Raw genomic sequence first — 19,979 nt, 5'->3', positions numbered from 1 at the left:
TATGCAAAATTTCATTGAAGAACTCGATTTGACCAGCGACTTTCAAAAACTCAACGAACAGATTGCTATTGCTCAAGCAAATAGCCAACGACCTGAGGTTGCTGTGCTTGCAGGACATTATTGCTTATCGCCAGAACTAACAGATTTATCAAGCGAGGGAGAAGCTGAGATCTTTTCTTTTTGCTTAGGCGTTGCTTTATATAAAAGCCTTAAGACTTCAAACAAACCAGCTAGATTGATCTTGTGGGTTAATGACATCGGCATTGACACTCAACAACGAGAAGAGATCAAGTCAAATTATCAGATCCCAGACAATTATCTTAGAGTATTAGAAGAGCAGACAATCCCATTAAGCGAATTAGAAGTTGTTTTTGAAAGTGCCTCAAGAAATAAGGCCTCAACCTTGCTGCGAAAAAAAATTAAACACAACCCCGAGCGTTTTCAAAAATATGATAGTCAAGATCCCGCGCTAATCCGCTGTATCGATATCGACTTTTGCGAAATACAAACGGGTAAAACCGTATACGCGATCAATGGACCCGAGGGTGCCCCTTTAGTGATGAAGGAAGGCAGTAATCCAAAATGCAATCTCATTCTCGCGACACTATTTTTGCGAATCGCTCAAGATAATCCTGACTTATTATTCGTTAACATATTTAACGACATATATATCGAAAGGATTCGCTTAGGTATGTTTGTTGCACGCCAGGTTTATGAATTACCCCACAAATTTATTAACCTGTTTTGTGATGATGAAAGTTTTTATATTGAGAACTTTGAAACGATGAAAAATTCAAATTCCGAGCTTGATGAAAAGGAGCCTGCTTATGCTTCCTAACAAAATAGGAAGTGCATTTTTAGGTATGGACATCCTTTATCATGATGCACACAATAAACCGCGTACTCGAATTTATTTGGACTCAGCAGCCTCGACACTGGCATTAGCACCGGCTCAACAGGCCACTCAGCAATTTCTAAAATATTATTCAAACACCCATTCTTCTGTTCATTTAACGGCAAAGATCAGTTCCGAAGTAGTAAATTGGGCTCAAAAAAGTATCTTATCTTTTTTTGGTGCATCAGAAGGATACGATGTTGTTTTTCAAGGTAGCGGTGCAACATCACCACTCAACCGACTCGCCAAAGGTATGAGAACGTTACAAAAAGACAAAAAAATTGTTATGGTTTCGTTAATGGAACATCACTCCAATGACTTACCCCACCGAGTCCATGATAATAATGTCATTCATATTCCTGTTTATGACAAAAACGGGGAATTTATTGGGATAGATTTAGACACTATTGAAGCATTGTGCAAAGAATATGAAGGACAAATCAATTATATAGCGGTTACTGCAGCAAGTAACGTTTCAGGACATATTAGCCCAATTCATGATATCGCCGAAATTGCACATAAATATGGCGCTTATATTGTTGTTGATGGTGCTCAAATAGCCGCACATTCACCTTTACAGCTTAACCAGCAAGATCCCGCACGTAGCATTGATTTCTTTGTATTTTCAGGTCACAAAACTTATGCGCCAGGTTCACCTGGTGTACTAATCGCAAAAACCGAATTACTGAATCAACTGGAGCCAGAATTTTACGGCGGCGGTATGGTAGCCGAAGTATCGCAGTACAATTATCAGGTTGCCAGTCAGTCATTCGACAAAGAACACGCAGGCACAATCAATATTCCCGGTATTTTCATGCTTGCCAGTGTGCTGGCATTTTTAGATAAATTGGGAATGGAAAAAATCTATCAAGAAGAATGCGAATTAACAGAATACTTGATTAGTCAACTGACCAATATTCCCGAAGTTAAAGTTTATGCCGACACGTTAAAAAAACAAAGAATTGGTGCGGTAAGCTTCAACTTAAAAGATATGCCTCACGAGCTTTTATCATTAATTCTAAATGATTATTTTGCAATTGCTGTGCGCAATGACTGTTTTTGCGCGCACCCTTTTGTGCGTGAATGCCTGGTTGATGAATTATGGGATATTGAAGACGAAGAAGACTTGCCACTATATCGAGGAATGGTACGCGCGAGTATTGGTTTATATACGACCAAAGAACATATTGATGCCTTATGTGAAGCACTAAAAGAAATAGTTACAAAACGCGATTTTTATATCAGCCAATATGAACGGACAAGAGATAACCACTTTACTCACAAAACATTTTCAATAAATACCAATGCTCATTTTGATATTAGTAAAACGCTAGATCAAATTTTCTCACCCTACTTTGAAAGCTGTGGAGCATAGAATGAAGCTTTACCACGTATTGTTAGCAGTTTTAGTAACCATTATCTGGGGTTCAGCTTTTGCCGTTATTGAAATTGGGTTACAAGGATTTCCTCCTATTTTCAATGCCTCACTTCGCTTTTTATCAGCGAGTATACCTTTAGTCTTTTTCTTCAAAAAACCCGATGTTAGTTGGCGATTTTTAATGCTGTTTGGAATGAACTATGTGCTTATGTTTAGCTTAATGTATGTGGGTATGAAAATAGGTATGCCTTCAGGCTTAACCTCTTTAGTACTACAGACAGCCGTTCTATTTGCATTAATACTTTCGGCCTTTGTACTTAAAGAGCATCCGAATAAAATTCAAATACTTGGCGTGATAATCGGCTTATCAGGTATTGCTTTGATTGCAATTGACAAAGAAAGCTTTAGCTCGATAACAGCTTTTATCTTAGTCTTGGGCGCAGCATTCTTTTACGGTGCCAGCAGTATTATTATGAAGCGAGCTGGTAAAATAGATATGCTAGCGCTATTAATCTGGGGATGCTTAATACCACCATTACCATTATTCGGCTTGTCATTATTGTTAGAGCAAGGTCAATGGGACGCACTAGTGAATATCAGTGGTATGGGCATATTTTCAATTTATTACACTTCAATCTTTGGCACAGTGCTAGCATTTGCAATGTGGGGCAGTTTGCTAAAACATTATCCTGCCAACATGGTTGTGCCATTTAATTTGTTGGTCCCAGTATTCGGTATTTTGACATCTTACTTACTATTAAACCAGCAAGTTACCGCCAAAGCTGCCGTTGCTTGCTGTGTTATATTCATCGGCCTGATACTAGTATCATTTCATAGCAAGATTAGTCAATGGGCTATTTTTAATCGACGAGCAATAAGAGATAACTCATGAACCCCATCGTAAAACGTGGTCGCATTGGTATAATTACTGGCGCCGGACCAGAAGCTGGTATTGATTTATGGCAAAAAATATTAAAACATAACAAAGCATTACACGACAATAACTTTGCCGGAGACTTAAGTGCACCCGAAGTCATTGTGCACTCTATACCCAAGTTGGGTTTAGCGATGGATATTGCGCAATACGAAACTGAACTTTGGCAGGAACTGAAAAAAGCATTACTTCATCTCGACTCTGATGTTGATTTTGTTTGCATTGCCTGCAATGTACTTCACTTCTTTTCTGAAAAAATAAAAGCATTAACGCTAAGTTATGAATTTATTTCAATTGTTGAAGTCGCTGAACAAACGATAGAACAATATGGTAATGCGGCATTATTATCAATTAGTAAAGTTATTGAGTTTGGTCATTATTCACCCTATCGACGTAGTGCTGAAAACTATCCACTCGAAACACCGGATCCCGCCGCTATGGATGAACTGGTACATCACATTAAAGTACATGGTGGCGAACATCCAGATACCGTGAGTAAATTTACTGCTATTGTTAATAATCTAAAGGCAAACACGTTAATCTTAGCTTGCACCGACTTGCCTTTATTACCCCTTGATAAATATAACAAAACTTTTATTGATGCATCTGATATGTTGGCAAAGACGATTGCACAAAAAGCTTTTGATTATGTGCCCGCAAACGCGACATAAAACGATTTGTTATTAAAAAGTATTTTTCAGGCATGAGTATAGTTTTTATTACACTTAGCTCATCCTGAAAAATAATTAACCTGGATAATCTATATTAAATGAATAAAGTTAATACCTAGATAAAATTATTGCATTTCAATCATTAATTTCTCTGAGAGCATACAAATGAAATACTTGACACATTACATTAGAAAAAACATGGTTGTATAAGCATAAATACTTTAATACTTTTTCAAGCAAGCTTTGAATTAACTATTAAAAAGAAAATAGCGCAGCCTGACTTTAAACTTAAGGTAATACAACATAACAATTTCTGCCTTTTCTTTTGGCTTCATACAGGGCTTCGTCTGCTCTTTTAACAGATTCTTCAGCAATTTCATCATAGTCTTGTAATATTGAAACGCCCATACTGAACGTTACTGGTGGACATTTTTCTGGAACATCAATTTTGAGACATTGTTCAACAATTCGATTATAAATTAAAGACACTTCTTCTAAAGTTGTTTGCGGCAAAATAAGTAACCATTCTTCACCTCCAATTCGACCAAAATGATCTACTTCACGAATAACACTTGTGACTGCTTTAGCAAATTTGATAAGTACATAATCGCCTGTGTCATGCCCAAATTTATCATTAACATTTTTAAAAAAATCAAGATCCATAATACAAAATAGACATGATGAGTGGAAACGCTTAAAACGTAAAAATTCTTCTTGAGCTTTTTGAGTAATATTACGCCGGTTAGAAACTTTGGTCAATTCATCTGTCATCGCCATTTTAGCAATTTTTTGCCGAACCTTAACTTCTCTAAAAACAAACAGAATAAGCAGTAAAATAATAATAACTAGAACACTCATGCCTAATATATAAATAAAATTCTTCTGCTTCTGCTTTGATATTTTCAGCTCTTGCAATTGGTTTTTTTGCTCTAAAATCCGATGCTTTTGCTCTTCTATTTGTGATTCAAACTCATTTTGTATTGCGACAACTTCTTGATTTTCACTATGACCATTATTGACTATTTTATTAAACATTAAAAAGACTTTTTTAGAAACTCTAGCAGCCTTTTCAAACTCTTCTAGCTCAATATGCATTTCTGCCTTTAACTTAAGCAAGTTAAATTGAGAAAAATCATCTCCTTGTTTAAAAACCCACTCAAGTTTTTTAAATACCTCTTTGGCACTAAGAAAATCTTTTTGTTTAATATATATTGATAACATTTGAAACAGTGACATGTCTTCTAAACGTTTATTTCCGATTTTTACCGACAGTTGATAAGCCTCCTCTACATAACCTCTAGCAACAGCATAATTCTCTCTTTTTATTTCTAACTCGCTTAATTGCCCAAGTGCATAGCTTTTTACTTCGAACGCCTCATACTCCTTGGCGATTTGCAACACGCTATTTAGATAGTTTTCACCCTCTTCAAGTTGATTAATTTTAACAAATACATAACCAAGGTTATATAGTAGAAATGCTTCTTGTACTTTATTTGTTTCAACATAATTGAGTCCTTTTTTAAAATACTCAATAGCTTTAATTTGATTACCTGTTGCATCATAGATCAAACCAATATTTTGCAGGATGGTAGGAATATGGCGGTTTTTTTTCTCAGAAAAAATATTATATGCTTCCAATAATTGGCGAAGAGCCTCTTTTAACTCTCCATTGTAATAACTAGCCAAACCAAACTGCATCAACGCAATTCCCAGTATCTCTCTTTCTTCGCTATTTTTTAATAAACGGACTGACTCAGCAAATAAGTTTTTAGCCTCTGGCCAACGCGCATTTTGTGAATATACTATTGCTAAACTACCCCGAAACAAGTTAATCAGTTTAAAGTGTTCAAGTCTTTTAGCGCGCGCCAAGCCATCGATGGCAATGGCTTCAAGATTTGACAATTGCCCCATATCCAGCTGAATCATTCCTTGTACATAAAGCAGTTGAAGCAGCTCTTCTTCGCTAAAAGTGCGAGATGCCAAAAACTCTTCTATTGCCTTATTTGCCTTGATGGGATTGATATCAAGACTATCAATAAACTCTGTAACCTCTTCAGCTGCTGCAGAAACCGAGATTGAGGACAAATTAATCAATAAAATCAGTAATATATATAAGCCTTTGTTAAGGAGCATAAACATACCAAGCTATCTATCTATTATAAAAATAGTATAGTTTATAAATAGCTATACTTCTGTTTATATGATCTTTCTATCCTAATTTAACTGACCTAAGGCTATTTACACATTATTATTCATCAATTGACCAACAAAATTCTATTTATAGACTCAGCAAATATTATTTATTCTGCTTACTATTTTATTAACATATTTAATTATTCAGCGGTTAGCTGTACACCTCATCCCGTAAAATATACGACTTACTCAAAGAAGAATATTTTAATGATTTTCTTTTGCCTAACGATCTAAAAAAACCTCATTTATAATGAATTAAATAACTTCCACATATACTTATATCTTTTTAATTCATGTGAAATATTTACCATGAAAATCTTTGTCCAGTAGCGTAAAGTCACATCTTAGATGCAGACAAGATCCACTTAAGAAAACCCCAAGATTTAAAATTATTGCTATCTTAAATTTATCTTTATTCTGTATCTGGGACATTTGTGAAATAAAAATAAATAACTTAAGAGATAATATATGATTAATAAAACATTAAACTATAAATTAGCAGCCAGTTCATTACTGCTGCTCTCTTCAAGCCTAGCGATTAGCCTGCCAGCCAATGCAGGAGAAAGCGGGCTAACCAGCAAGCCATCCATACAACTAAATAAAATGAACGTCCTTTACGATTATGACGAAGTGTTCGGTTTTGACATTGAAGCTTATTTGGAAAAAAATGCACCACATTTAGTTCAACACGCCGAAACGATTTCTCACTTTGCGGGCCGCTCATCAATTAGTCCTCGAGTATTTATTGCATTGATGGAGCAACAAACTGGCATACTGTCTAGATCAGATGCCAACGACGCAGAAATGGCTATGCCTTTTGGAACCATGTCACAAGAGTTTGGCTTTATTGAGCAAATGCGCGATGTATCTGAAAGAATCGCAGAGGCTTTTTATAAAGGACATTCTTATGCTGAAACCGGAAAAAATCAAAAATTCACCACGGATGCGGATGCGGTCAAAGCGGTACAAATGATTTTTTCTCATGGCTTTCCAACCACCGAACTTCAACCAGGTTCAAAAGAGCAAGTTGAGTCTTTCACCGAAATTTTCTTCAGCTTATTCCCAGAAGAAAAAAATGCGAAGCCAGAGCCAAGTGCACCAACAACTATGTCAGTGCCAAGCAGCAATCTTTTGGCCTTTCCATGGCGATATGGTGAAACTTGGTATATTGGTGGAAGCCACACCAATACAGGAAGCGGCAGCTATCCTCAGTCTTCATTAGACGCCAATAATGGTGGATATTGGGGTTCTAACCTAAGCAATATTGTTGTAGCTGCTTCAGCCGCAGGACGTGTCAGAGTGTATTCACGATGTAATATGGAAGTTTTCCATAACGGTGGTTGGTCGACTCAATATTATCATGTTGATAATATCCAATATAATACTGGGTCTTATGTTAATAAGGGTACAGGAATATCGAACTACGCAAGCAATCAAAATGTTGCGTTATGTGAAGGTGGCCGCTCAACTGGGCCTCACTTGCATTGGTCACTAAAACTGAATGGACAGCACTACCACCTGAATGGTGTTACCATTTCTGGGTATACCGTGAATACAGGTAGAAACAGTTATGATACAGACTGTCGTTATTTCTACCTCTATCGAAATGGTTCTAAATATTGCGCAGGCCGCTACACCAACCGTGGAAGTCGACGTGATGCAGAATCAATTAAATTTCCTGAAGCGCAAGCCGCAGCTAAGGAAAATGATTTAGACGCTTTATCTAGTAAGTAGTTTCCTATCTCCAGTTTCATTTTGAGAAAGGGTGTTATTTTTTGCCGAGCTGAAATATTGCTCGGTCTTTTTATCTCCCCCCCTACAATCAGGAAGATTATAAATCTTTTATCAACCATCTTTTTCCTTTTAATAAGCCTTGTATCTTTTCTTCTATGGGACCGGAAGTTAGGCACTTAAGAATAATTATTCACAATACTCTCCGAGGATAAATAGTTTTGAAGCGTAGAATAATTCGAAGATAATTTTTATGGCTAAGAGATTATACTCTGAATTTAGTTCCTAAAGGCTACCATTGCCGGTATCACTCAATGTCAGTAAGCTACCACAATTTCTTCTACGTTGTATTAAACCTAAAGAAGCTTTTATTAATTATACTATAACACTAAATAATAATTCAGATAAAAAAAAGGGAGCAATAATGCTCCCAATAACACACCTAATAATTGATAACTACCCTCTCACTTACAATTGCCAGGTGCCAATACGTCTAAACTTTTCTTACTAATCTTTATTTGGCTTCAATTTTTAAAGTTGCTCCCGTTGCTGAACTATAACCATAAACATCAATATACCAAGTCGCTGCTTGTGGATTATTGAAAGTACAAGTTTCGCTATTACCCGCTTTATATGGTCTGCAATCATATTGACTAGTGGTTGAGGCAGCCCCTTGACGAACATAAAGATCGGCATCTCCATCTCCACCAGACATCGTTACTTTAAGACTACTATAACCGCTTGGTAATTCCTGTGTGAAACGCTGCCATTGTCCTTGATTAACGGATACATTTTCCGTTCGATCAATTGGTGTATTTGGGTCAGGATTGGTGTCCGCATCAGAATATTCAGCCATTATACTTAAACCTGAAAATGCGCTGTATGCTTTAATTCTGACATAATAGGTTCCGCCAGTTTGGTTACCATCACAAGTTTCTTGACTACCGTTTTTAAAAGGCCTGCAATCATAACTTGAGTCTGTTGGCTGGCTGCCAAACTTAGTATATAAATCTGCATCGCCTGAATTGCCACTCATAACAAATTTGATATTCTTAGCGCCAGCAGGTACTTTAAATATATAGTTCAGTTCATTTCCTCGAGACTCACTTAAGCCAGTTATCGCTACGCCATTTTGTAGTTCGTTTGGCGTTGGATCAGGGTCGGGATCAGGATCAGGGTTTGGATTAGAGCCAGTACTTCCTTTAGCCAATTCAGCCGCAAATGCAACAGATAATTGAGCAAACTTGATTGAATGATTGACATCATAAGCAGTATCATTAGCAGTATGGATCTGCCGGTTAGCCTCATTCATTTTTGACTCAAAAGGCATTGAAGCAGCAACCCCTTCATTATGCCAGGATGCATGATCAGAACAGGCATAACCACATTGACTGATACCATGAGTCACGCCAGGCAAATAAGTATCAATTAAATCTTGCATAAACTGGTTTTGAGCATTATTCGTATAATCAGTCATAAAGACAATATCTTGACTCGTAGGGCCTTTTCGTCCACTCATATCAAATTGAACAACGCCAATAACATTTTTATTTCGATAACTTTGTGCAATAGCTTTAGAACCTCGCAATCCAACTTCTTCTGCCGCATATCCCATTAACTTAATGGTTTTCTTTGGTTTAAAACCACTGGCAACAATTGCTTTAAGTGTTTCGGTAATTACCGCGATACCAGAGGCATTATCATCAGCGCCTGGTGCTTGCCCGCTACTTTGATTCGAGCCATTAATTGAATCCAGATGACCACCAATAACAATAATTTCATCAGGACTGGTAGTTCCAGTTATTGTTGCAATAACCGAAGGTTGGCTCCAGCTATGGTTAAAACTTTCTACAGAAATATCTGAGCGACCATTACCTATACTTTGCCATTTATTTTTAATCCAGTTAGATGAATCAACGCCAGACTGCTGTGTATAATACCGATTGTGGTAATTACTCAGAGAATTAACGGTTGAACTCATACTTGAAGTCGAAAGCTTACTCAATAATGCATTTACTGAAGCACTATTATTAATGGTGTAATTAACAGCTACTGATGGAGATAATTGAGAAGGTAACATTGCATAAGTTTGCGCTTGAGCGAAAGACTCATGAAAAACAAAACCGCCACAGCGATTAAACTCATCGTGCATTAATTCACTTAACAAAGGAATTTGTGATTCTGGCACTTGTACTACAGCAACACTGCCATGACTGGCATTGTGAATTTTACTTTGACTAAATTTTATAGTTTCGGAATACTTTTGACTAATAAGCGAGTATGCATCGTCACCAATTGATATCCAAACTTTCTTATCTGATTGACTGGTTAAGTTATTTGAGTCAGCAAGTACCCAAGGTGCTAACGATGTGCTGACTAAACCCAACAAAGCAATTATATTTTTTTTCATTGATTATTCCTACCCGAAGTGGAAAAAGAAAATGATAGCCACTGTGTTAAAGTGCAACACAGAAAACTGATTATCGGTTAGATAAAAAGAGAGGCTGAGCAGCCTCTCTAGATGAACCGGTAAGCTTAAGGATTCGCTTTTAAGTTCAATGTAATACCACTAGCAGGATAATAACCAAACAGGTCAATATACCATATGCCGCCTTGAGGATTGTTAAAGGTACAAACTTCATTGTTTCCTTCTTTGTAAGGTCTACAATCCCATTGATTTTGGGTCGCTTGAGCGCCAAATCGTACATACATATCTGCATCACCACTACCACCAGACATTGTAATAGTCATGCTAGAGTAACCAGCAGGTAACTCATGGGTATAACGAGCCCATTGACCATATGGAACTGAAATGTTGTTAACAGTTTCATCAACAGGAGGGTTAGTTGGATCTGGATCTGGATCTGGATTAGTTCCGCCGTCATAGCTAGCTTTAATCGATACACCAGAGAACGAAGAGTATGCTTTTATTCGAACATAGTATGTACCATTAGTACTATTACCGGTACAAGTTTCGGTATTACCTTCTTTGAAGGGACGACAGTCATAGCTATTATCTGTTGGCTCACTACCAAACTTGGTATAAAGATCGGCATCACCATCTCCACCACTCATTTCAAAGCGAATGTTAGTTGCATCAGATGGAACTTTAAAGGTGTATAGCAATTCTTCACCACGAGCACTGCTCAAGCCTGTTACAGCAACACCGTTTTGTAACTCTTTACCACTTGGATCGGGATCGGGATCAGGATCAGGATTGGGTCCTGTTGGACAGCTACCCACACCAACTGCGCACCAGGCAGTTTCTATAGCATACTTTTCATCTGCACCATAAAGATCAGTCGCCGCTTTAACCGTTGCTGTACGTGCACCAGCAAAGTTAGTATTCTGACTCATGTAAGTAACACCTGCACGATAGAATATTTTTTCAGCTTTAGTCATACCAATTGATGGAACCTGTACATTAGATTTTCCGCGAGGATGCTTACCACCATCAACCAAAAGCACATATGCCAGATTAGCGATACCAGAGTTCCAGTGAACACCGCCATTGTCGGCTTGGCCAAGATAACGCTCTGGATACCAATCTTTTGAAATATTGTCTTTAGTTGGGTTGTTCATATAGCGAAGGGCTTTACCTGGTGTATTATATAAGTCATCACCAAGTAGCCAGGCAGGAGAAGATGTTCCATTTTTGTATGCTTCAATAGTTACCCCAAAAATATCAGACCAAGCTTCATTTAGCGCACCAGATTCATTACGATAAACTAGACCACTGGTATATTGAGTAACACCATGAGTAAATTCATGTCCAATAACATCAAAATCGCTTGTTAAATCGTTATCGAAAGAACCTCCTCGGCCATATAACATTTGACTGCCTGTCCAGTAAGCATTGGCTTCACCTAAATCAACACTTGAGATCATTGTCATACCATTGCCGTTCAAACTATCTCTGCCATGTTTTTGGCTATAGTAATCATAAACTTTTGATGCACCATCGTGAGCACGTTGCGCAGCTTGATTATTCCCACAGCTTTGATTGTTTGTACAAAGTAACCGGCCGGGGGCCTGATTACTAGAACCACCATTGAGTGTATAAGTTTTCCATGATTTTGCAGAGTGCATTAGAGGATAACGGTCAACTAACTCATTAGTTAATGCATCATAAAATGTATACTCATGCCCACCTGGATATTTAACTTCTACTTTCCAGGCTAATCGAGTTTCACCTGATTCTAAAAATATATATGCAAGTTCTGGCTCTGCTGTAATGTCGCCGATAGAAAGGGCTGCAGTTTTTGCTTGTAAACCATTATCGTGGGCGCTAATAATTGAAAGAGAATTAGCTGGAGTTGAATCGACAGCTAAAGATCCAGTCAGTGCATAAATATTACCAGAAATGCTTGTTAATGAGTTGCTTGTTATTTCTGAATGTAAAATCATGCTTGTGCCATAAACTTTTAACCCATTAATTGTTTGGTTAAAGTGTACATGCATTCTGCCTGTTTCATCTTGCCAGGTTCTTTTGATTGAAAATTTTTCTTTTCCGGTATAACCATAGGCAGAGTGATTTGACAAAATATTGGTTAATGCAGAAGCTGCATTTTTTTCTGTCATACTCCCCAAATTACCAGTAACAAAACTGGGAGAACCGTTATTGGTCTGGTTTTGAATGGTTAAATTAAAAGATTCACTTGCGTTAATACCTAAACTCATTGCAGAGAAAGAGGCTCCAACAAGTACAGATAGAGTTTTTATTTTTAACTCATGCTTCATTGTATTCTCCATTGTTATTATTTCTTGCTTCATCTCACTAAACCCATCTTTCCAGTTAAAAAAGAAATCAAAGTATTGAAAATAGTGAGAGTGACTTTTTTAATTTCGACTATTTCTTGGTGTTTTAAAAAGTCAAAATGATTTCTTAGAAAAAAATGAATATCTAAATCTAAAAAACTTATTAGATGTTATGGGTTAGAATAATAAAAATCAAACTGGCCCTGTGACATATTTACATAAAATAATGTGACTAATTCACGGTATTTTATAAGGTGATTTTTTTTACATTAGGTACCCTAACGCCAAACCAACTCATCCAACCAGAGCAAGAACAATTATTTAATCGCGTTACATTATATGTATTTTAAAATTTTTAGAGAAACACTTAATGCATATCAAAGTATTTTGAGGTCAACACTAATACACTAGCTAGAAACAAAAAGCATACCTATTGAAGCGAACTAACGTGAGCGTCCGGTCATTCACACCTTCCTAAGGATTTATACCCGTTATCACTCAAAATGCAGGATTTAGCACCTGAAAACTATCATTAATTCTAGTTGCTAGAGAATCAGCAATTTCAGGCAATGTATTCTGAAAGAAGTTGTCAATTTTATCTCTAAACTCTTTGGCACTTGAGAAATACTGATTATTCGTCACATGCTCATTCATCACTTTCCATAATCTTTCTATCGGATTGAGATTAGGGCTGTAAGGTGGCAAATAATTAAGTTTTATATTGAGCTCTTTTGCCTTATCTTTTAAGTGCTTAGCTCTGTGATAACCTACACCATCTAAAATTAAATGAATCACTTTTTTTGATGGATATTGTTTTCTGATAACTTCAAAGAATGCTTGCATCGTTTCGCTATTAACTTTGTTATATCGGTTGACAATAGCAGAGCCAATATCATTTAAATCAATGGCTCCAACAACGTTTAATCGAGTTCAGCTACCCGTTGTTTTAATACGCTTGTCATGACCCATTTTTATCCAACCATGACTCACATTTGTAGCCTGCGTTGGGTGCACTGCATCTATAAAAAGTATAGGCTCATCAATCACTTGCTTTTTTAATGTATCATACACCTCAACAAATTCTGCTTGCATGGCTGGGTCGAATTTATGCGGAACACCTTTCGGTTTCTTGTAACTAAAACCCTGTTGATGAAGCCACTTATTTAGGCCGGGAACACTAAACTTCACATTATGATTTTCCCTGAGGTAATCAATTATTTCATAAGAACACTGATAAGTATTCACGATTAAGTGCTATACAACCTCAGCTGTTTAGCTCACTGACAGATAACTATTAGAGCCACCATTTTCAGGTTTCAATTTTTCTTTTTCAAGGTAATCATTAATGTGTCTAATAATGGTCGTTTCATGCAAGCGTAAAGCTTGTGCAATTATCGGTGTGGACCAGTTTTCTGAGCGTAATAAAACGGCTTCTATTCTATCGCATACTCGACTATCACGCGTATTGGCATGGAGGCGCTCTAAATAAACTCTTTGCTCATTTGTTAAAGTGATTTTTTGCATCCGCTAATCATGATCGTCTTAAACCTAAAAATCAAGCACCTTCATTGATCATGGTATATACATTAGCGTTAGACCAGCTTGCAGGTTGTTGAGTAGACTAGATATTTTTTTGGCCAACACTCACAAGCATTTTTTGTAAATTAAAAAACACACCAAGCTGGTGCGTTTTTTAACTAAGAATTATCTTTAAGCGCTAGCCCATCCCCATCATCATCATCATTGATGAAAAATAAAGAGTAATCGACTCACTGATTGTTGATGTTATATTTCCTTGCTGATAAGTAATCGAACCTCCGCCACTATCAGTGATCACCGCCGAACCATTATTAAAAGTTACATTACAGGTATTGGTACAACTGTATGTAGTCCCATTTATAATGACATCGTCCGCAACAGCTGCACCCGAAATAGCACCTATCATAGCCATGATAGAGAAACGCTTTTTATTAAGTTTAAACATTGTTAATTCCTTACTTTAATTAAATATTTTTGGTTATTATCGGCATGATATTTAGTTACCAAACCAACAATTTGTTTAGATATCAAATCTAATTCTGCTTTATATCCAGCAATCGAGAAAGTTCACTTTTATTAGGTCCATTCAGTTTCTTTTTTACCTTCTGCAAGTTATTTCTTTTGCCTTTAAACATATACATCAGTACTTTTATGACGGTGCCAATCTCTCTTAAATGAGTGTTATATCCCTTTATCAAATGGTTTTCTTCAATAATTCGTCTCATTAAAAAAGGGTTACTCATTACCGCTACTTTATAAGCTAACCAATACGAGCTTAAGAACCAATACTTTAAGCCTTGCTCTTTCTTGTTTAATACTTGCAGGTTTACGTTATTTTCAAAATTAACATAATCAGATTCTGCGAGCTCATTGAAATAATCACTTTCTTTTTTAAGCATTACAAATATATTACCTAAGTGATTTAAAGTCGTTTGATAAAAAAAGTTAGCCCGCATTTTTAAGTCAGTATATTTTTCAAATGATTGCCTTAAGAGTTGAGCCTGGTGCATTGCATAAGCACAACCTTTTCCTGCCCACGGGTTTGTCATCACATGAGAATCACCAACAGCATAGAAGTTCTTTACTCTCAAACTACCGTTCTCAACAAAAATATTCCAGCGGTTTTTCATTCCTCGAAAATAAAGCGGTTCTGACACAGGAACACTTTTATCACTTTCAAGCCAAGGTGCTATTTCAGGAATCGACAAACACGCCTTATGGAATAATTCAGGCATTTTCAAAGCATCAAACAGCTCTTTTTCACGTTCATGAATTAATATACAAATAGAGAAATATCCTTTTTCATTTGGGAACAAGTTAAACCTTATATAGCCTAAATCAGTACCATAGCTATAATTTCTATTACCTTTAAACAATAATTCAGATTGACCATTTCTCAATCTATAATGTCGACTAATGTAGATTGTATTACATAGTTGTTCATCTTTTAGAAAGGGCTTATCTGTCATTTTTTCAAGCCAAGAGACAAATTTACTAGACTGTCCCATTGCATCTATAACCGAACCTAAAAATTCTTTTTTTTCACCATCTACTATTGTCACTACACCTCTAACATCAATAGAAGATCCATTGCACTCTCCCAGCACATTAATAACTTTTACATTATGAAGTATATTAATACTGCTAATTGATTTAGCGTAATCATATAGTAGGGATTCCAACGTAGGTCTACGGCAATTAATTTTCTTCATATCGAGATCAGTATCAGTCTTTCTGATTAGTTTGCTTCTCAGCTCAGCAGGTAACATTTCATTAATATGATATAAATTAACCCCGTGTTTTTTAAACTCAGACACTAATTCAGGATGTTCATTTGAGAAAAATTTGTACATCGATAATAAATATGTATGATTATGCTTAAACTGTGGCACACCTTTTCTTTTCCAACTTTCAAAAATATTTACATTATTTAGACGCTCATCTTTTTCTTGATCACGCTCGATAACTAAAATATGACAGTTCAGTTTTGAAAGACAAATAGCACTAACCAAACCGGCTATACCACCTCCGGCAATAATGATATTTTCCATATCCCCTCGAAAATCAAATATTAATAGAGTCTTTACAGTTTCTATATTTTTTATTATTGCGTGAAACTTATCGATTGCAATTCTGGATCTATAGTATAAAAAAACCTCATGTTTTTTATACCATTCTCTTCAATAGGCTGAGTTAAAAGTGTATACATTTTGTATTCTTCAGAAGAAGTTATATTTGCCAGGTATTCCTTGTAGACTTCTTCATTTTCATAATTAACTTCAGCCATACAAAATTTCTCACCACACTCCAACCCATTTAAAGAAACATCGCCTGTCCCAACTAAATGCTGATTAACAAACCAGTGTCGATAATTATTTTTATTTTCATAACTCAGATAACTACCATAGTTCTCTTCTGCCAGCTTAAGCATAAGCTGACTAAAGTTTTTATTTTGTAAATCAGCAGAAACGGTTAGTCCATTAATTTCACTATTAACTGTTAGATATTTTCTCTCAAATGAAAGTAAATCTTCTTTTTCTAATGTTATATTATCACCAGGAGTTGAAGATACTGTTTTGCTTTTAGCTTTTTGGTCTACACTTTTTTCATCATTATGCAACAAATAATTTTGAGCATCACTAACACCAACCTTACCGACAACGTTATTAGAAACAATAATATCAGTCCCACTCTCCAATTTTAAGTGCTCATCTTGAAAGGTATTATTTTTATTAACTACACTTTCTCGCTCAGATAGCAATCCACCCAAAATCCCACCAGTAAAAACTAAAGGGTAGAAAAAATAATGTAGATTTATTTTCACGACACATTCTCTTTTGTTTTCTATATCTTTATTAAAACCAAACTTTATCTCGAAAATAATGCCACAACCACTAACATTCTTACAAGCACGAAACCAAAAGAAAAAAGCATTTTATAACACAGCTTAAAGGCATTCCGTCTATCAATTTAGAAACCAAACTAATAAAGAAAAAATCATAATATCAAATAAAAGAAAATAAAAATAAAAAGCAAAAAAAATATAAATATTATTTATAATATTCAGAAACAAGCAATCAAAAGAAGCAGTTCACAAATACAAACTTTTATTCAAAGGCATCCTAAACTTCTACTCATTTTAGACAATAAAATAGAAAACCTTTGCCAACAAACAAGCTTTACTTTCGCCTAAACACCATAATTTTCATCTAATCGAAGATTCAACATTTCGTTAGATTCGTAATGATTAAGAAGATCAATACAGATACTATTTGTCATTCGAGCAAGAAATATTTAAATACTAGCCACTAACGCAATTGCATTATCCTTAACGTTTGACTCTTTTTATGTGGTGAAGATAGATTAGTAATAGAAATGATATACGTTATCGAGATTAGGTTATGAAACAGTCAGTTTATTTAACTTTCATTTATGCGACTAAAGTGCAAAACTATGCGGAGAATAGGCAACTATTGTCATTCAAAATTGCGAGTTTTTTTAAAGCATAATAAATGCCTCAATAGAATTCTATCTATCGAGGCAACTAAACTGATCAAGCACTTAAAATTAAGATGCTGCAGAATATGAAAAGCGTACAATCCAAATACCCCGATCTAATATCGGGCTTTCTCCGATGATCCACTGTTCGGCTAATGGTCCACTTTTACTTGGAATAATAGTAATTCCAGATTCTCCGCTTAAGCGGCAATCAAATGTTAATAACGTGCTCCCGCCATCTGGTGAATAGGTCCATTTTACTTGATAAGGCGTTCGAGAAGCAGGTGTACCATACCCTCCATCAGTTGAATAACCATCAATTGTTGGAGCAAGCTTTAATTCTTTTTCTGCACTAGAAGCAGTTATTTCACAGCTAATTAAAGATAAATTAACGCCATTATTGTTAGTGAGAATAATTGACATTGGTGAAGTGATATCTGACATAATATTGGCTCCTTTTATTTAACTCATCGATTATCGAGCATTTCTGCTATTTGAGATAATTTATTGAGTTAATAGGTTAATTTTTATTAAACATCAATATTCAATTTAGCAACGTATTTTGTCTTTTAATTAATTTTTTGAGATATTTTTCTAATTTAATTTATCTATGTCATTCTATAATGATTTCAATGTTGTTAACTCTAGGTCAAAATTATCGGAAAATAGTCAGATAGAATAAATTGTAGATGATGTATTATTCAGTTGAATTAGCTTGAAATTATCTTTTAAACTGTGATCTTGCCCTGATTTGACGGACACCTTATTTAATCGGATAAAATATCCGAAGTGGTGCTCTACAACTATTATTGGACATCATTTACTTTTAACTGATACAGCAGTCGGGCTTTTAACTCGACTGTCTTGACTTTTCTCATTCTTTTTTTTGACCACATTCTAAATTCTGTATGTTCTCTTTATCTTCCAACACAAATGCCCAATTTTTATTTGGCTGACTAAATCCTGATACAATATACCTATTATTTCCTAAATGAATAAAACCAGCAGGTTTTCCTGGTAGGCGAATTACTTTATCCAAGAAAACCCCTTTTTCGCTTACTCCTAAAAAAGAAGCTCTCCACCGAACAAGAAAAAGAAGAATATAAAAGGTACCAGGGTCATGAAGAAAGAATTAATCGTGAAGCGGAACTATATGATAAATTAATTGAGCGACTACCTGAAGAAAAGTAGAAAATGAGTTGGTAATGACAATATGATTGAATATCAAAAAAATTTAAAGCCTATTTTAAAGAGTTTTGGTTATAATCCGCTAGAAGCTATAGAGGCAGGAGACAATCAATCAATTCCTTCAGGGCGACATATTTTTGAGGATGCTCTTAAGGTTTTGGAGATGTATGGTGTAGATTTATTAATACCTTTATTAAAATCTGAAAATAGCAATACAGTGACGAATGCGCTCCATGTTTTTTCTGAACTAGGCCGTAAAGGAGAGATATTAATTGATGATGTAGTTCCATATCTTGATTCTGAGGATGAGTCAGCTCGATGGTATGTCTTAGATGGGTTACTCTCTCATCTAGTAGATTTACCTATTCAATATATTGTAATGGGTCTCAAAACGGCAAATGATGAGTCTACAAGAGTCAGAAAGAAAGCAGTTGAGTTCATATCAGCCTTATCAATAAATAAAATAAAAGCCGCGCAAAAATTTTTACAAGAACAGCTTGAACAACATAAAAAAGGGTTAGATATTTTATCAGAGCCTACAAAGGGAGAATGTTTACTTGATAAATATTTAGATGACGAAAGAGTGTTTTCATGTTATTTATTTGCGAAAATAATCAAGCAGGCTAAATTAGGAGAACTTATTGAAATTAAAGATAATCAAATTACAGATACTATTGTTGAATTTGTCGTACTCAAATTGGAGTTGCTAAAAAAGAGAGTTAAACCAGACGATAAATATGACTAACTGCCAAAACACAAACGAGGACACCCTTGATTTAAATTCGAAAAAATAAAGATATTTGGTAGCGATTAAGCCATCAATTCACTCAATATTTTATAAAGTAAGATGTAATGGTTGTTTTTAAGGAATATTTTATGGAGTGTAATTGTAAAAAAGAATTTTAAGAACAGTTAATTCTCAGTCAAGACTGATAAGCTATTGGTGAATAGTTTTTTTAATTCTAGCTAAAAATCTGCCGGCTTAAATTTATTCCCTCAATAAATTAATTGTCCAATTTTTCTAAATAATGAGATAGTGTGACAGGAGAACCAATAGCCGTCAGTTTAGATAAATCATCTTTTCTTTAAGCATGTCATTCTTTTATGGAAAGTGGCATTATCCATCACAATAACTGATTTCTGGGGGACTTTAGGTAGAAGATCTTGAGTCAGCCAAGCAAAAAACACATCTGA

Annotated in this window: 14 protein-coding genes and 1 pseudogene; 6 read left to right on the top strand and 9 right to left on the bottom strand. The window is 35.5% G+C overall.

Annotated elements, in window-relative coordinates:
* Nucleotide 1: 1 nt before the first annotated feature.
* From ABVT42_RS16125 to ABVT42_RS16110, 4 genes are read left to right on the top strand one after another with little or no spacing between them, the layout of a single operon-like run.
* Nucleotides 2-838 carry a hypothetical protein gene (locus ABVT42_RS16125; protein WP_353896874.1) on the top strand — a complete coding sequence of 279 codons (837 nt, stop codon included), beginning with the start codon at nucleotides 2-4 and terminating at the stop codon, nucleotides 836-838.
* Nucleotides 828-2,270: an aminotransferase class V-fold PLP-dependent enzyme gene (locus ABVT42_RS16120; protein ID WP_353896875.1), complete on the top strand. Its 1,443-nt coding sequence runs from the start codon at nucleotides 828-830 to the stop codon at nucleotides 2,268-2,270. Before ABVT42_RS16125 ends, ABVT42_RS16120 begins: the two co-directional genes overlap by 11 nt.
* Nucleotide 2,271: 1 nt before the next feature.
* Nucleotides 2,272-3,165 carry an EamA family transporter gene (locus ABVT42_RS16115; protein WP_353896876.1) on the top strand — a complete coding sequence of 298 codons (894 nt, stop codon included), beginning with the start codon at nucleotides 2,272-2,274 and terminating at the stop codon, nucleotides 3,163-3,165.
* Complete coding sequence (locus tag ABVT42_RS16110; RefSeq protein ID WP_353896877.1) at nucleotides 3,162-3,878, top strand: aspartate/glutamate racemase family protein; 717 nt, start codon at nucleotides 3,162-3,164, stop codon at nucleotides 3,876-3,878. The genes ABVT42_RS16115 and ABVT42_RS16110 overlap by 4 nt, the downstream gene beginning before the upstream one ends.
* A gap of 288 nt (nucleotides 3,879-4,166) precedes the next feature.
* Here the strand turns inward: ABVT42_RS16110 and ABVT42_RS16105 are convergent, their stop codons facing one another.
* Nucleotides 4,167-6,011 (bottom strand): diguanylate cyclase, encoded by a 1,845-nt coding sequence (locus ABVT42_RS16105; RefSeq protein ID WP_353896878.1) that lies wholly within the window; start codon nucleotides 6,009-6,011, stop codon nucleotides 4,167-4,169.
* Nucleotides 6,012-6,539: 528 nt separating this feature from the next.
* On the opposite strand from ABVT42_RS16105, the gene ABVT42_RS16100 reads away from it, so the two are divergent.
* A complete protein-coding gene (locus tag ABVT42_RS16100) occupies nucleotides 6,540-7,805 on the top strand; it encodes a M23 family metallopeptidase (protein WP_353896879.1) in 1,266 nt (421 codons plus the stop codon).
* Between the two features lie 511 nt (nucleotides 7,806-8,316).
* On the opposite strand, the gene ABVT42_RS16095 is transcribed toward ABVT42_RS16100, so the two are convergent.
* The 8 genes and pseudogenes from ABVT42_RS16095 to ABVT42_RS16060 form a co-directional block, all read right to left on the bottom strand.
* Entirely contained in the window at nucleotides 8,317-10,212 is a 1,896-nt protein-coding gene (locus ABVT42_RS16095) for a M20/M25/M40 family metallo-hydrolase (protein ID WP_353896880.1), read from the bottom strand.
* Nucleotides 10,213-10,337: 125 nt separating this feature from the next.
* Nucleotides 10,338-12,542 carry a M4 family metallopeptidase gene (locus ABVT42_RS16090; protein WP_353896881.1) on the bottom strand — a complete coding sequence of 735 codons (2,205 nt, stop codon included), beginning with the start codon at nucleotides 12,540-12,542 and terminating at the stop codon, nucleotides 10,338-10,340.
* 516 nt (nucleotides 12,543-13,058) lie between these two features.
* Nucleotides 13,059-14,084: pseudogene (locus tag ABVT42_RS16085) on the bottom strand (IS630 family transposase).
* Between the two features lie 193 nt (nucleotides 14,085-14,277).
* On the bottom strand, nucleotides 14,278-14,544 hold the full coding sequence (locus tag ABVT42_RS16080) for a hypothetical protein (RefSeq protein WP_353896882.1): 267 nt from the start codon (nucleotides 14,542-14,544) through the stop codon (nucleotides 14,278-14,280).
* An 88-nt stretch (nucleotides 14,545-14,632) separates the two neighbouring features.
* Nucleotides 14,633-16,150 carry a hypothetical protein gene (locus ABVT42_RS16075; RefSeq protein ID WP_353896883.1) on the bottom strand — a complete coding sequence of 506 codons (1,518 nt, stop codon included), beginning with the start codon at nucleotides 16,148-16,150 and terminating at the stop codon, nucleotides 14,633-14,635.
* A gap of 53 nt (nucleotides 16,151-16,203) precedes the next feature.
* A complete protein-coding gene (locus tag ABVT42_RS16070; protein WP_353896884.1) occupies nucleotides 16,204-16,923 on the bottom strand; it encodes a hypothetical protein in 720 nt (239 codons plus the stop codon).
* A 743-nt stretch (nucleotides 16,924-17,666) separates the two neighbouring features.
* On the bottom strand, nucleotides 17,667-18,041 hold the full coding sequence (locus ABVT42_RS16065; protein WP_353896885.1) for a hypothetical protein: 375 nt from the start codon (nucleotides 18,039-18,041) through the stop codon (nucleotides 17,667-17,669).
* 430 nt (nucleotides 18,042-18,471) lie between these two features.
* On the bottom strand, nucleotides 18,472-18,636 hold the full coding sequence (locus tag ABVT42_RS16060; protein WP_353896886.1) for a hypothetical protein: 165 nt from the start codon (nucleotides 18,634-18,636) through the stop codon (nucleotides 18,472-18,474).
* Nucleotides 18,637-18,810: 174 nt separating this feature from the next.
* Here ABVT42_RS16060 and ABVT42_RS16055 point away from each other — a divergent pair, with 174 nt between their 5' ends.
* Complete coding sequence (locus ABVT42_RS16055) at nucleotides 18,811-19,530, top strand: HEAT repeat domain-containing protein (RefSeq protein ID WP_353896887.1); 720 nt, start codon at nucleotides 18,811-18,813, stop codon at nucleotides 19,528-19,530.
* The last annotated feature ends 449 nt before the right edge of the window (nucleotides 19,531-19,979 follow it).

Origin of the sequence: Aliikangiella maris, from assembly GCF_040719265.1 — a bacterium.
Taxonomy (GTDB): Bacteria; Pseudomonadota; Gammaproteobacteria; order Enterobacterales; family Kangiellaceae; genus Aliikangiella; species Aliikangiella maris.
This window is presented reverse-complemented; position numbering and strand designations above follow the sequence as displayed.

What these genes read in the sequence shown, in the direction of transcription:
- ABVT42_RS16125 (WP_353896874.1), top strand. Translation starts at nt 2, where the DNA reads ATGCAAAATTTCATTGAAGAACTCGATTTGACCAGCGACTTTCAAAAA.
- ABVT42_RS16120 (WP_353896875.1), top strand. Translation starts at nt 828, where the DNA reads ATGCTTCCTAACAAAATAGGAAGTGCATTTTTAGGTATGGACATCCTT.
- ABVT42_RS16115 (WP_353896876.1), top strand. Translation starts at nt 2,272, where the DNA reads ATGAAGCTTTACCACGTATTGTTAGCAGTTTTAGTAACCATTATCTGG.
- ABVT42_RS16110 (WP_353896877.1), top strand. Translation starts at nt 3,162, where the DNA reads ATGAACCCCATCGTAAAACGTGGTCGCATTGGTATAATTACTGGCGCC.
- ABVT42_RS16105 (WP_353896878.1), bottom strand. Translation starts at nt 6,011, where the DNA reads ATGCTCCTTAACAAAGGCTTATATATATTACTGATTTTATTGATTAAT.
- ABVT42_RS16100 (WP_353896879.1), top strand. Translation starts at nt 6,540, where the DNA reads ATGATTAATAAAACATTAAACTATAAATTAGCAGCCAGTTCATTACTG.
- ABVT42_RS16095 (WP_353896880.1), bottom strand. Translation starts at nt 10,212, where the DNA reads ATGAAAAAAAATATAATTGCTTTGTTGGGTTTAGTCAGCACATCGTTA.
- ABVT42_RS16090 (WP_353896881.1), bottom strand. Translation starts at nt 12,542, where the DNA reads ATGAAGCATGAGTTAAAAATAAAAACTCTATCTGTACTTGTTGGAGCC.
- ABVT42_RS16080 (WP_353896882.1), bottom strand. Translation starts at nt 14,544, where the DNA reads ATGTTTAAACTTAATAAAAAGCGTTTCTCTATCATGGCTATGATAGGT.
- ABVT42_RS16075 (WP_353896883.1), bottom strand. Translation starts at nt 16,150, where the DNA reads ATGGAAAATATCATTATTGCCGGAGGTGGTATAGCCGGTTTGGTTAGT.
- ABVT42_RS16065 (WP_353896885.1), bottom strand. Translation starts at nt 18,041, where the DNA reads ATGTCAGATATCACTTCACCAATGTCAATTATTCTCACTAACAATAAT.
- ABVT42_RS16055 (WP_353896887.1), top strand. Translation starts at nt 18,811, where the DNA reads ATGATTGAATATCAAAAAAATTTAAAGCCTATTTTAAAGAGTTTTGGT.